General features: G+C 49.0%; 9 protein-coding genes and 1 pseudogene. 9 read left to right on the top strand and 1 reads right to left on the bottom strand.

The window, feature by feature from the left end:
• Window positions 1-38: 38 nt before the first annotated feature.
• Window positions 39-1,769, bottom strand: coding sequence for an ammonium transporter (locus B2089_RS03160; protein ID WP_296319905.1), 1,731 nt, complete (start codon window positions 1,767-1,769; stop codon window positions 39-41).
• 321 nt (window positions 1,770-2,090) lie between these two features.
• On the opposite strand from B2089_RS03160, the gene B2089_RS03155 reads away from it, so the two are divergent.
• The 9 genes and pseudogenes from B2089_RS03155 to B2089_RS03115 all read left to right on the top strand — a co-directional run.
• On the top strand, window positions 2,091-3,449 hold the full coding sequence (locus tag B2089_RS03155; RefSeq protein ID WP_296319902.1) for a carbamoyl phosphate synthase small subunit: 1,359 nt from the start codon (window positions 2,091-2,093) through the stop codon (window positions 3,447-3,449).
• Window positions 3,436-5,007 carry a carbamoyl-phosphate synthase large subunit gene (gene carB, locus B2089_RS03150; protein WP_296319900.1) on the top strand — a complete coding sequence of 524 codons (1,572 nt, stop codon included), beginning with the start codon at window positions 3,436-3,438 and terminating at the stop codon, window positions 5,005-5,007. Before B2089_RS03155 ends, carB begins: the two co-directional genes overlap by 14 nt.
• A 9-nt stretch (window positions 5,008-5,016) precedes the next feature.
• A complete protein-coding gene (gene asnB, locus B2089_RS03145; protein ID WP_296685849.1) occupies window positions 5,017-6,792 on the top strand; it encodes an asparagine synthase B in 1,776 nt (591 codons plus the stop codon).
• Window positions 6,758-8,353 (top strand): annotated as a pseudogene (locus B2089_RS03140) (ATP-grasp domain-containing protein); the annotation flags it as partial. The gene asnB and the pseudogene B2089_RS03140, both read left to right, overlap by 35 nt.
• Window positions 8,354-8,493: 140 nt before the next feature.
• Window positions 8,494-9,624, top strand: a complete 1,131-nt coding sequence (locus tag B2089_RS03135; RefSeq protein WP_296319890.1) for a TrkA-related ion transporter — start codon at window positions 8,494-8,496, stop codon at window positions 9,622-9,624.
• Between the two features lie 15 nt (window positions 9,625-9,639).
• Entirely contained in the window at window positions 9,640-10,827 is a 1,188-nt protein-coding gene (locus B2089_RS03130; protein WP_296319887.1) for a TrkA-related ion transporter, read from the top strand.
• Window positions 10,828-10,842: 15 nt separating this feature from the next.
• The gene (locus tag B2089_RS03125) at window positions 10,843-11,361 is read left to right on the top strand and encodes a cyclic nucleotide-binding domain-containing protein (RefSeq protein ID WP_296319884.1); all 519 of its coding nucleotides are present in this window, start codon (window positions 10,843-10,845) and stop codon (window positions 11,359-11,361) included.
• A 136-nt stretch (window positions 11,362-11,497) separates the two neighbouring features.
• Complete coding sequence (locus B2089_RS03120) at window positions 11,498-12,151, top strand: YkgJ family cysteine cluster protein (RefSeq protein WP_296319881.1); 654 nt, start codon at window positions 11,498-11,500, stop codon at window positions 12,149-12,151.
• A 32-nt stretch (window positions 12,152-12,183) separates the two neighbouring features.
• The coding region (locus B2089_RS03115) for a CTP synthase (protein ID WP_296685844.1) at window positions 12,184-13,730 on the top strand (1,547 nt) is incomplete at its 3' end.

The raw sequence follows: 13,730 nt of genomic DNA, 5'->3' as shown, positions 1-13,730 counted from the left end.
TTTGTCAAGCGGAATTGTGATTTTTTATCAACAAGAGTTTAATCCTGCAGGGCTTCATAGCCTTCTTCGCCAGTGCGGACTTTGATTACATTCTCCACATCGTATACGAAGATTTTGCCGTCGCCGATGTGACCGGTGTAGAGCACTTCTTTTGCGGCTGTCACAACCAGATCGACCGGAACTTCGCTCACGACGATTTCAACCTTGATTTTCGGTAAAAGAGTCATGTCGATTTGGGCGCCTCGGTAGAATTCCCCGGCTCCGTGCTGGACTCCGCAGCCCAAAACATTGGTTACGGTCATGCCGGTCACGCCGATGTCGTTCATTGCAGACTTAATTTCATCGAATTTTGTCTGTCGGGTCACGATGACGACTTTGTGGAATTTTGCGTCCGGCTTACTTGACGGAACCTTGACCACAGGAACTGCCTTTTCTGCAGGAATTTTAACACCGTCCCTCTTTGCCGCCGCAACTTCCGCGCTGGAATAGTTCTGGGCGATGTCGAATCCTGCGTAGCTTGAGTCCAGGCCGTGCTCAATCTTATCCAGACCGATGATTTCTTCTTCTGTAGAAACGCGTAAGCCGTGAAGCTTTTTAATCACAGAAAAGACAATCAAAATCGTCACCACAGTCCAGGCGATAATCACGAACATGCCGCCCAACTGTTTAATGAGCTGACCAAATCCGCCGCCGTAGAAAAGACCCTCGGCGATTCCAGCCGTCTCAAAGCCAGGGGCAGATTTTGTGGCGAAAAGTCCCACGGCTATTGTTCCCCAGATTCCGTTCATCATGTGGACTGCCACCGCACCTACCGGGTCATCAATGTGGAGCTTGTAGTCCAAAAGCCAGATTCCGAAGACGACGAGAAGACCCGCCACCGCACCGATGATTGCAGCCCCCGCACAGTCTGTCACATCACAGGGAGCCGTGATTGCTACCAGACCCGCAAGGGAAGCGTTGAGGCACATGGAAACATCAGGCTTTCCGTACTTAATCCATGTGAAAATCATGGTGACGACAGTCGCCACTGCCGGGGCTACTGTCGTGGTCAGGAAAACGCTTCCCAAAGTCGGAACATCTGTAGCCGCCGCACCGTTGAAGCCGTACCAGCCCAGCCAGAGGATAAAGACACCCAAAGCACCTATTGTCAGGTTGTGGCCGGGAAAAGCCTTTACCTTTACGACCTTACCGCCCTCATCTCTGGTGAATTTTCCGATTCTTGGTCCTACCATAGCCGCACCAATCAGGGCGCAGATTCCGCCTACCATGTGAATACAGGCCGAACCTGCGTAGTCGTGGAAGCCCCATTGTGCCAAGAATCCGCCGCCCCAAGTCCAGTGAGCCTCAATCGGGTAGATGATTCCCGAAATGATTGCCGAATAAATGCAGTAAGAGCTGAATTTCGTCCGCTCTGCCATGGCCCCGCTTACGATTGTTGCCGTCGTGGCGCAGAAAACCAGGTTGAAGACAAAGTTCGAGAAGTCAAAGTGGGCGTAATCCGTGAAGACCGAAAATCCCGGCTTTCCGAAGACGCTCCAGATTCCCCTGCTCACTTCGCCGCTTGCCGGGTCTGTGAAAGAGAGCATGAAAGACGCTCCAATCAAAAACCACATGACCGTGCCGATGCAGAAGTCCATCAGGTTTTTCATTATGATGTTGCCCGCGTTTTTCGCCCTGGTAAATCCCGTTTCCACCATGGCGAATCCGGCCTGCATCCAGAAGACGAAAGCCGCGCCGATTAAAAACCAAACCGACCATAAATCATTCATTTTTTACCTCCAAAAAAAATTGGCGGTGACATCAGACACTGCGCACATGCCCGACATCATCGCCGAATAAAAAAAGGTCGCAAAGCGTGAACTTTGCGACCTCATTGTCTTGTGTTGGCTCATTTATAGCGTGAAGAAAAATTTTTGTCAAGCGAAGAAAAATTTTATTTTGCAAAAAAACACTTCCTTTTCTATTTCTTCCTTTCGCTCTTGACCACATTGGGCAAAGAGGGTATAACTTTCAAGAACAAAGGCGTTCATTCGATTTGCCGCTATAAGTGTCGGCAGATGGGGTGAACGCCTTTTTATTTTGGGGGAATTATGTTTTTGAGCGACAAGGCTTTTTTGATTCTTGCGGACGGCAGCGTTTTTGAAGGAAAGGCAATCGGCGCACGGGGGAAAACAATCGGCGAGACGGTCTTCACCACAGGAATGACCGGCTACATCGAAACCCTCACCGATCCCAGCTATTTCGGGCAAATCATCACGCAGACTTTCCCCCTGATTGGAAACTACGGTCTTATCCCCGAAGATTTTGAGAGCAAAAAAATCTGGGCTTCCGGCTACATCGTGCGCGAAATATGCGAAAAGCCAAGCAATTTCCGCTGTTCAGGCGATTTGGACTCATTCTTAAAAAAACAGGGAATCGTGGGAATCTGCGGAATCGACACAAGAAAACTCACCAAAAAACTCCGGGAAGCCGGCGTCATGAACGGAATGATTGTGTCGGGAACAGAAACAGCTGATATGCCGACAGAAACAGCCGTCAAAACGGCAGGAAAAACTGCCAAACCGATTGAAAAAAATGTCATGCAGGCTGAAAAAAATGTCATGCCGAACTTGATTCGGCACCTCGAAGAAATCCGTGCCTACAAAATCGAAAATGCAGTGAAAAGCGTTCAGCAAAGGGAAAACAGTGTGTCCGGGGATTTTAAGGGGCGAAGCCCCTTAGGAGAGGGGGCAGGCGGAAATGGCGAAGCCATTGCAGCCGAGGGGGAGACTTCCCCCAATAAAGTTTCATCTTCTGACTCTCGATTTTCCGTCTGTCTCTTAGATTTTGGAGCAAAGGCAAATATTGGCCGGGAACTGGAAAAGCGGGGCTGTAAGGTGACGATTCTTCCTTACGACACAAAGACGGAAGAAGTCATAAGACTAAAGCCTGACGGAATCATGCTTTCAAACGGGCCCGGCGACCCGGCGGAAAATACGGCTGTGATTGAAGAAATCAGAAAATTATGCGAATGGAATAAGGAGATTGTCGGATCAAGTCCGACAATGACAGGAAAGGCAAGCGAGACAATAACAAAAAAGGCAATCCCGATTTTTGGAATCTGCTTGGGACACCAGATGCTGGCCCTTGCCCGTGGCGCAAAAACCTCAAAACTCAAATACGGGCACAGAGGCGGAAACCATCCCTGCAAGGACTTGGAAAGTGGCAGAATCTACATCACAAGCCAGAATCACGGCTACGCGGTGGAGACGGCTTCCCTCCCGGAATCTGCGCGCTTGTCCTTTGTCAATGCCAACGACGAGACTTGCGAGGGAATCACCTACACCGACATTCCGGCCTTTAGCGTGCAATTCCACCCGGAAGCCTGCGGCGGCCCCCACGACACGAATTTTTTGTTCGACCGCTTCGTTGGAATGATGAAAAAGGAGAAAGAAAATGCCACTAAATAAAGATATTCATAAAGTAATGATAATCGGAAGCGGCCCAATCGTAATCGGTCAGGCTGCGGAATTTGACTATGCGGGAAATCAGGCCTGCAAGGCTTTGAAATCTCTGGGGCTTGAAGTCTGCCTTGTAAACTCGAATCCGGCCACCCTTATGACAGACCATTCCATGGCGGACGAAATCTACCTTGAGCCGCTGACTCTCACAACGCTGGAGCGAATCATCGAAAAGGAGAAGCCGGACAGTCTGCTTTCGACTTTGGGAGGTCAGACGGGGCTTACCCTCAGCATGGAGCTTGCGAAATCGGGATTTTTGGAAAGCTACGGAGTCAAGCTTCTGGGAGCGCGGCCTCTTACAATCGACAAGGCCGAAGACCGCCAGCTTTTTAAGGACACGATGGAAGCAATCGGCGAGCCCTGCATTCCCTCAAAGGTCGTGACGACTTACGAGGATGCGGCCGCTTTTGTTCACGATGAAATCGGCTTTCCTGCCATTATCCGGCCGGCCTTTACTCTGGGCGGAACCGGCGGTGGAATCGTAAACAATGACCGGGAACTGGACGAAATCGCCCATAACGGACTTCACCGCTCTCCAATTCATCAGATTCTGGTGGAAAAATGTATTTCGGGCTGGAAGGAAGTTGAGTTTGAGGTCATGCGGGATTCAAAGGGCAATGTGATTACGGTCTGTTCCATGGAAAACTTTGACCCGGTTGGCGTTCACACGGGAGATTCAATCGTCATCGCCCCCACGGTTACTCTTGCCGACAAGGAATATCAGATGCTGCGCTCAGCGGCACTGAACATAATTTCTGCCCTTGAGATTGAGGGCGGCTGTAACTGCCAGTTCGCCTTGAACCCGGACAGCTTTGAATACGCCGTGATTGAAGTGAATCCTCGCGTTTCCCGCTCATCTGCCCTTGCAAGTAAGGCCACAGGTTACCCAATCGCGAAAGTTGCGGCTCTTATCGCCGTGGGCTTTACGCTGGACGAGATTCCAAACTTCGTTACAAAGAAAACAAAGGCCTGCTTTGAGCCGGTTTTGGATTATGTCGTGGTAAAAATGCCAAAATTTCCCTTTGATAAATTCGTCTACGCCGCCCGCAAACTTGGAACCCAGATGAAGGCAACCGGCGAAGTCATGGCAATCGGTCAGAATTTTGAGGAAGCGATTTTAAAGGCGGCGCGTGGTCTTGAAGTTGGCGTAAAGGACTTGAATCTTCCGGCCTTCGTCAAAGAGGGCGACCAGAAAATCCGTGAGCGGGTGGCCCAGTGCACCGATCAGAGAATCTTCGCCATTTATCAGGCTTTAAAGCGAAAACTTCTCAGTGTTGAAGAAATCCATGAGATTACGAAAATCGACGAGTGGTTCTTGTGGAAGCTGGAAAAAATTTCTCAGGCGGAGACTGAGCCGTCTCATGAGAAGAAGGAAATGCTCTATCCGCCACGCTCTTTCAAAATGGTCGATACCTGTGCGGGAGAATTTGACGCAGAAACGCCTTATTTTTACTCTGTCACAGGCGGCGAAAATGAGGCTGAGGAATTTTTAAACAAAAACAAATAGGAGAAAAATATGTGTGGATTTGTAGGATGTTTTGATTTATCAAGCGGAAGCCAGCCCATAGCTCAGGGCTTGAAAGAAGAACTTCGTGCTCAGGTTCTGGAAATGAGTAAGAAAATCCGTCACCGGGGGCCGGACTGGAGCGGCGTTTACACCGGCGACAATGCGATTTTGAGCCACGAGCGTCTTTCAATCGTTGACCCTCTTAGCGGAAAGCAGCCCCTTGTAAGCGACGACGGAAAGCTGATTCTTGCGGCAAACGGCGAAATCTACAATCATAAAAATCTCCGCGCCCAGTTCGCCCAAAGCTATCATTTCCTTACCGGGAGCGACTGCGAGGTAATCCTGCCCCTTTACAAAAAATACCGGGAGAGCGGCGACTTTTCCGCCATGATTGAAGAACTTTCAGGCATTTTCGCCTTTGCCCTCTACGACAGCGAGCGCGACGCCTACCTGATTGCCAGGGACGAAATCGGCGTAATTCCCTTGTATCAGGGCTGGGACAAGGCCGGCCGCTACTATGTCGCAAGCGAGCTGAAAGCCCTGGAAGGCGAGTGCGTTACAATCGAAGAATTCCCCAACGGAAGCTATTTGTATAGCAAGGAGGGGAAAGTCTCCTCCGACAAAGGCAAACCCGTGAAATGGTATCACCGCGACTGGAAAAGCTACGACTTTGTTAAGAATTCTCCCAAAGCCACAGACGATAAGGGAGAAATCATCAACCCCGCCGTGATTGAAAAAGTTAGGAACGGCTTGGAAACGGCGGTAAAAGCCCAGCTTATGAGCGATGTTCCCTACGGCGTGCTTCTTTCAGGCGGTCTGGATTCCTCAATAATCGCCGCAATCACCCAGAGATTCTCCAAAAAGCGAATCGAAAGCGACAGTAAGGAAAGCGCGTGGTGGCCTCAGCTCCACTCTTTCGCAATCGGCTTGGAAGGCTCGCCGGACTTAATCGCCGCCCAAAAGGCCGCCGACTATATCGGCACCGTTCATCACGAAGTCCACTTCACCATTCAGGAAGCGCTGGACGCCCTGCCTGATGTAATCTATCACATCGAAACCTACGACATCACCACCGTGCGGGCAAGTACGCCCATGTATCTTCTTGCCCGCGTTATAAAATCCATGGGAATCAAGATGGTTCTTTCTGGCGAGGGAAGCGACGAGCTTTTCGGCGGCTATCTTTACTTCCATAAAGCCCCAAATGCTAAAGAATTCCACGAAGAGCTGGTGCGAAAAATGAGCAAGCTTCATCTTTATGACTGTCTCCGCGCGAACAAAAGCCTTATGGCCTGGGGCGTTGAAGGCAGGGTTCCATTTCTTGACAAGGATTTTATCGACATCGCCATGAGCCTTAATCCAAATGACAAAATGAGCATCCGCCTGGGCGACGGAAAGCAGCGGATTGAAAAATGGATTTTGCGCAAGGCCTTTGAAGACCTGCTCCCAGAAAACATCGCATGGCGGCAAAAAGAGCAGTTCTCTGACGGTGTTGGATACAACTGGATTGACACCCTCAAAAAAATCACCGAGGAAAAAGTAAGCGATCAGGAATTTGCCCGCCGTGAAAACCGCTTCCCCGTAAATCCGCCCAAAACAAAAGAAGAATATTACTACCGCGAAATCTACAGCCGCCTTTTCCCCAGCGACTCTGCCGCCAAATGTGTTCCCCACGAAGCGGGAGTAGCCTGCTCAACGGCAAAAGCCCTGGAATGGGATGCCGCCTGGAAAAACATGGACGAACCCAGCGGAAGAGCAATCGGAGGAGTCCACAATGATGCGTACTAATACTATTGTCGTGCTTGGCTCAGGACCTATCCGCATCGGGCAGGGAATTGAATTCGACTATGCTTCAGTTCAGTGCGTTCAGGCTCTTAAAAGGCTGGGCTACGAGGTCGCCATAATCAACAACAATCCTGAGACCGTCTCCACTGATTTTGACACGGCTGACCGACTTTATTTTGAGCCGCTTACTCCAGTCGATGTTATGAATGTTCTCGCCGTGGAAAAACCTTTGGGCGTGGTGGTGGCTTTTGGTGGCGGAACTGCAATCAAGCTGGCAAAATTTTTAGACAGTCAGGGAGTTCGCATTTTGGGAACAAGCGCCGACGCCATCGACCTTGCCGAAGACCGTGAGCGTTTTGAAGAACTTTGTGACCGTCTTTCAATCAAACGCCCCCGCGGGCTCACGGTTTTTACCGAAGTTGAGGCCCTTGAAGCGGCGGAAAAAATCGGCTACCCGGTTCTGATGAGACCGAGCTATGTTCTTGGCGGACAGAACATGATTATCGCCCGCAACAATGCGGATGTGAAAGAATACATGAAAATCATCTTGCGGGGCGGAATCGAAAATCCTGTCCTCATCGACAAATATATGGAAGGAAAAGAGCTGGAAGTAGACTGCATTTCCGACGGCGAATCGGTTTTGATTCCGGGAATCATGGAGCATATCGAGCGCACGGGCATTCACTCCGGGGATTCCATCGCCCTTTATCCAGGCGAGTTCACTCCAGAAATCGAAGAAAAAATCGTCCGTCAGTCCACAGACCTGGCCCTTGCTCTGGGAACGAAAGGTCTGGTCAACATTCAGTATCTGATTTACGAAAATGACTTGTATATAATAGAAGCAAATCCCCGTTCCAGCCGCACTGTGCCTTATCTTTCAAAAGTTTCAGGGCTTCCCATGATAGACCTTGCCACCAGAGCCATGCTGGGCGAGAGGCTTTCTCAAATGGGCTACGGCACAGGACTCTACCGAAAGCCACCCTATTTTGCCGCAAAAGTCCCGGTCTTCAGTTTTGAAAAACTCATGGATGTGGACACCCACTTAGGACCTGAGATGAAAAGCACCGGTGAAGTCTTGGGAATTGCCGCCACGAGGGAAGAAGCGATTTTTAATGGAATGGCCGCCGCCGGCTGGAAGATGATTCGACCAAAGAAAAGTGAGGGGGAGACTTCCCCCTTTGGTGTCCTCTTTTCCGTGCGGGAGTCTGACCTGCCGGAACTTCCCGCCCTTGCCAGAAAATTCTACGACCTGGGCTTTAAGCTCTACGCCACCACAGGAAATGCGGCGACTATCGAGAGAAGCGGCATGACCGTAACCCATGTGGCAAAAGTCCATGAGAATTTCAGCGACAATGTGATGACTCTCCTTGAAAGCGGGCGGGTGGTTTATGTAGTTTCAACCAGTGCCAAAGGCCGTGACCCGGTTGCAGAAAGCGTAAAACTCCGCCGACTTGCCGTTGAGCGTGACATCGACTGCCTGACTTCCATCGACACGGCAAATGCCCTTGCGGACTGCCTGGCTTCTCCCTATTCGCTGGAGAATACTAGCCTCGTGGATATAAATCATTTTTAGGCCGGATATTTTTGCTTTTGATTTTTTTGTGATTTAAAATTATTTTCAAAAATTGGATATTCTTGTATCATAGAAGGGGACAGTTGGTTTGAAATTGCCCAACACCGGCAGCATTTACAAGGAGCTTTTAAATGAGCAAAAAAAGCAATAAACTGCGCCGAAAGCTGTTTCGAAGCCTTAAAAGATGGCTGAAAAATCCCTTCAGTTATCTGCTCCTTCTTATTCTGGCTCTCATCGTACTTGCGACTTATGTGGTTTACAAGACGGAGACCAAGACAGATTCGGGCATCACGGGGCTTTTTGATGCGGTCTGGCACACGATTGTCGCGGTGGTTGCGGCTTACTATGACTTTTACGTAAAGTCCGTTCCCGGCCGCTTTGCTTCATTAGTGCTGCTGCTCTTCGGAATGGCTTTATGGGCGGTCATCATCGGTAAGATTACTTCCGTAATCATGGATATTCAGTCGAAAAATAACAGGGGATTAAAAAAAATACGGCCTATGAAAGGACAGTTTTTACTTTGCGGATGGAAAAACGGCTTTGAGGAACTTTTAGCGACGGTACTGAGGTCTAATCCAGACATCACGCCTGACATGATTGTTCTGGTGAACAATGCCCCTTCCCAGCTGGTGGAGCAACTCAAAGAGAACATCGAATTCAAGAGCGTAAAATATGTGGCCGGGGATTTTTCTGACGCCGATACGCTCAAGCGCGCCCACATCGAGACTGCTTCCCGCATTCTGGTTCTTGCGGATTCTGGAAATGGCAAGTCAAGCAACATGGAAGTGGATTCCCGCACAGTCCTTGCCGTCATTACCATGAAGAACATGAATCCTTCCGTTTACATTTCTGCCGAGCTTTTGGACGAAAAACTTGCCGAGCATTTGCGGCTCGCCCATTGCGATGAAATCATCCTCACTCAGGAATATGAGCACAGCCTTCTTGCCACGGCATCCAGCGGTCAGGGCTACAGCAATGTCATCAAGTCGCTTATCAGCGATGACTCTGACACAGGAATCATTGTCTCTGATTTTCCCCAGTCTTTTGTCGGAAAAAGCTATCAGGAGCTGGAGGATTTTTACAGCAAAAAAGGCGAATCCGAAATTCTCGTGGGCCTTCTCTTGAATTCCGGCAATTACCAGCAGATGAAAAAAGATTCTCTTGAAGGAAGCTGCAATGAGCCTCTTCTCACTCCAAAGGGCTCTTACATAATTCCAAAATACGCAAAATCCATTCTGGTTTGCTCTAACTGCATAAGCTAAGGGGGGCAAAAAAGCATGGGTAAAAAAAAGGACGGAAAGCGGAATCGATTTTTTCACTTACTCAGGATTCTTCTTAAAACTCCGTCAACTTATGCCTATCTGGCGATTATCCTTCTCATAGTGAGCATGACCATAATCGTCTACAATGTGGAGACCAAAACAGGAAGCGGAATCGAAACAAAGTTCGACAGTTTCTACTTCATGTGCGTCGCCGTATTTGCGGGCTACTTTGAGTATGTTTGTGAGTCACTTTCGGGGCGGGCTGCCGCAATCACTCTGCTGATTACAGGCACTTTCTTTTTCAGCTATATCCGTGGTAATATCACGGCGCTTTTCGTTGATATTCAGGAAAAAAAGGACAAGGGATTGGAAACATTAAAAGACATGAGCGGACATTTTATAATTTGCGGATGGAGACCGGGCTTTGACAAAATCTTAAAGACGGTTCTAAAATCAAATCCGGAAATCAGCATGGACATGATTGTGCTGATAAACGAGGCTGCAGAGCAGGTTCAGCTGCTTAAAAGTCATGACACTTACAAGGATCTTCATTTTGTTGCCGGGGATTTTACCGACGAATCCACCCTAAAAAGGGCAAAAATTCAGGACGCGGAGCGGGTTCTTGTAATTTCCGACAAATCAAAAGATTATTCTGACCTTGAAATTGACTCCCGCACAGTCCTTGCCGTGCTTACAATCGAAAATCTGAACCACGGACTTTATGTGGTGGCCGAGCTTATGAGTCCGAAATTTGAAAAACATTTGAAAATGGCTCACTGCGACGAAATAATTCTCATGCAGGATTACGAAAAGAGCCTGCTTGCCACGGCATCCAGCGGTCAGGGCTACAGCCATGTCATCAGCACCCTGATTAGCGGTAACGACGCCACTTCCGGCATTTTAATCGGGGATATTCCTGAATCCTTCGTGGGAAAAACTTACGGTGAATTAAAGGCCTACGAGGAAGAAAGACGGGAAGAGCAGGGGCTTTTAATAGGGCTTTTGCTCAATTCCGGCAACTTCCACCACAGGCGAACGGAAGCCTTGCGGGAGGCTCAGAAAAATCCTGATATCAGTAAAATCATCGACAATCTTCAGAAAGTCAAGCTGCTCAAAAGCAACGAGCCGATTCTGGCTCCGTCTTCAAGCTACATAATTCCGAGCCACTCAAAAGCCATTTTCGTCCGTGGCAAGGCAAACTGAAAGGGGGAATAATAAATGGAAACGAAAAATCTCGATGAAGTTCTGCCAAAACTTGCCAAAATCTCGCTTTTCTCTGACTTTGACCCCAAGAAGGAAGGTGACCGGGAAATCCTGACTCAGCTCTACGAAAGCATCAGCATGAAAAAATTTAAGCCAGGGCAGGTTATAATCAAAGAAGGCGATGTTGGCGACGAGTTTTACATCCTTTATTCAGGCTCGGTTCTCATTTACCGCGACACGCCGGCAGGAGACACTATTGCCCTTGCAGATTTAGACGCCAGCATGAATGTCTTCTTCGGCGAGACGGCACTTGTCAGCAACGACAAGAGAAGCGCGACTGTTACGGCGATTGACGAGTGCCAGGTTCTCGTTCTGACCAGTAAAAAATTTCACGAATTGTGCCAGAAAGAGAGCATTTTGGGCTACAAGGTTCTGCTCAAGCTGGCTCAGCGGCTTTCAAACACAATCCGCAGCACCAACAAGGATAAGGCCATGCTCTATCAGGCTCTTTTCAACGAAATCGCAGGGAATTAGCCAAAAGATACGCACCATTGACAAGACCACCTCCTTTGCGTAAAATATCCCCATAAAGAGCAAAGACGCTCATTCGATTTAATGGCATTGTCGCCGTTGAATGGAATGGGCGTCTTTTTTTGCTTTAAAGGATTTTATGGAAATTGACAGTGATATAAGCGACATTTTAACGAAATTAAGCGGCACGCGAGAAGAAGAAATCTTGCGTGCGATGATGACGCTTTACGCCCAGATTGCCCAAAAACAGGCTGTCTGGTACGAAAAATCGGGTTTTACCTGCCCGCGTGGCTGCGGCGAGTGCTGCAGGAATTTTGAGCCAGACCTTTTGGAATGTGAGGCGGATTATATGGCGGCCTGGCTTTTGGAAAATAAGGCGGATGTGGCGGAAAAGGTCTCAGACGGAGAATTTCCCTTTCCTGAGAACAAGGGCTGCCCTTTCTGGAATGAGAATGACGACAATCATTGCTCGATTTATGGCGGACGGGCCTTTGTGTGCAGGTTTTTCGGAGCTTATGGCGCAAAGTCAAAGACTGGGGAACTCATTTTCAAGCCCTGCAAATTCTATCCCGCAGAAATTCTTTCTTCCCACAAGCCTCCTCTCTCTCATCGTCAGTACAGCGAGGGGGAAGTGCGGAAGATTTTCGGGATTTTGCCGCCGATTTCAACGGATACGATGGAGAAAGCGATTTCCATAAATCCTGACAACATAGAAACAAAAATGCTGAGGGAGATTTTGCCCAAATCAATCCAGCGCATCAGGTGGATTTGCAGCATGGCTTCAGGAAATTAAGTGACGATTTTTAGATTTGAATGGAGGAAAATATGACGAAATTTATTTTTGTGACCGGCGGTGTTGTCTCAGGACTTGGAAAGGGAATTACGGCGGCGAGTTTGGGGCGTCTTTTGAAGTGCCGCGGTTTGAAGGTCGTGAGCCAAAAACTCGACCCTTATATGAATGTTGACCCCGGCACCATGAGCCCTTTTCAGCATGGCGAAGTCTTTGTTACTGATGACGGAGCGGAAACCGACCTTGATTTGGGGCATTATGAGCGATTTATCGATGAGAATCTTACCCGCTATTCAAATCTGACCAGCGGCCGTGTTTACTGGAATGTGCTGAACAAGGAGCGGCAGGGCGAGTATTTGGGGCAGACCGTGCAGATTATCCCCCATGTTACCAACGAGATTAAAGATTTTATCATGAAAAATGCCGAGGTGAGCGGGGCTGATGTGAGCCTTGTGGAAGTGGGCGGAACTATCGGTGACATTGAAAGCCAGCCCTTCCTTGAGGCAATCCGCCAGCTGGCAATTGAGGTTGGCCGACGCAACTGCCTTTTCATTCATGTCTGCCTCGTGCCTTATATCAGTGGCTCGGACGAATACAAGTCCAAGCCGACCCAACATTCTGTAAAGGAGCTGATGGCGGTTGGAATCCACCCGGACATCATCGTTGCCCGCTGCGACAAAGAAATTCCTTTGGACATCCGAAAGAAGATTTCGCTTTTCTGCAATGTGGGCGAAGACTGCGTTATCAACAACACGACCTGTAAGAGCCTTTACGAAGTTCCCCTCATGCTTCACGCCCAGAATATGGACGATGTTGTCTGCCGTGATTTGGGAATCGAGCAGGGAAGGGGAGACTCTCATTATCCCCTTCTTGCAGACTGGGCAAATATGGTGGAGAGAATTCACGGACGAAAAGGAGAAATTCAGGTTGCTCTGGTGGGAAAATATGTGAAACTTCACGACTCATACCTCAGCATTGTGGAAAGCCTGAATCACGCTTCTTTTGTGGTGGGAAAAAATGTAAAAATCAAGTGGGTGGATTCGGACTCAGTGACTGACGAGACGGCGGAAGAAGTCTTTAAGGATTGCAGGGGAATTATCCTTCCGGGGGGATTCGGTCAGCGGGGAATCGAAGGAATGATTGCCTCTTGCCGTTATGCCCGGACTCATAAAGTTCCGTATTTTGGAATCTGTCTTGGAATGCAGATTGCGGTGATTGAATTTGCCCGCTCGGTTCTTGGCTGGAAGGACGCCAACTCCAGGGAATTTGACGAACTTTGCGAGCATCCTGTCATCGATTTGATGAAAAATCAGGAAGGCGTAATCAAGGGCGGAACAATGCGCTTGGGAAGCTACCCCTGTAAGGTCACGCCTGACACGATTTTGGAAAAAGCCTATCAGTCAAGCCTTATCAACGAACGTCACCGACACCGCTACGAATTCAACAACGACTATAGAAGCCAGCTGGAAGAAGCAGGCCTTGTTATCAGCGGAACTAGCCCTGACACAAGCCTTGTGGAAGCCGTGGAGGCGGGCGGAGAGGACGGACACTTCCATGTGGGTGTTCAGTTCCACCCGGAATT

Source organism: Treponema sp. UBA3813 (assembly GCA_002368605.1).
Classification (GTDB): Bacteria; Spirochaetota; Spirochaetia; order Treponematales; family Treponemataceae; genus Treponema_D.
The sequence above is the reverse complement of the archived record's forward strand: the minus strand, read 5'-3'. Positions and strand labels throughout refer to the sequence as shown.

What these genes read in the sequence shown, in the direction of transcription:
- asnB (WP_296685849.1), top strand. Translation starts at nt 5,017, where the DNA reads ATGTGTGGATTTGTAGGATGTTTTGATTTATCAAGCGGAAGCCAGCCC.
- carB (WP_296319900.1), top strand. Translation starts at nt 3,436, where the DNA reads ATGCCACTAAATAAAGATATTCATAAAGTAATGATAATCGGAAGCGGC.
- B2089_RS03135 (WP_296319890.1), top strand. Translation starts at nt 8,494, where the DNA reads ATGAGCAAAAAAAGCAATAAACTGCGCCGAAAGCTGTTTCGAAGCCTT.
- B2089_RS03120 (WP_296319881.1), top strand. Translation starts at nt 11,498, where the DNA reads ATGGAAATTGACAGTGATATAAGCGACATTTTAACGAAATTAAGCGGC.
- B2089_RS03160 (WP_296319905.1), bottom strand. Translation starts at nt 1,769, where the DNA reads ATGAATGATTTATGGTCGGTTTGGTTTTTAATCGGCGCGGCTTTCGTC.
- B2089_RS03125 (WP_296319884.1), top strand. Translation starts at nt 10,843, where the DNA reads ATGGAAACGAAAAATCTCGATGAAGTTCTGCCAAAACTTGCCAAAATC.
- B2089_RS03130 (WP_296319887.1), top strand. Translation starts at nt 9,640, where the DNA reads ATGGGTAAAAAAAAGGACGGAAAGCGGAATCGATTTTTTCACTTACTC.
- B2089_RS03155 (WP_296319902.1), top strand. Translation starts at nt 2,091, where the DNA reads ATGTTTTTGAGCGACAAGGCTTTTTTGATTCTTGCGGACGGCAGCGTT.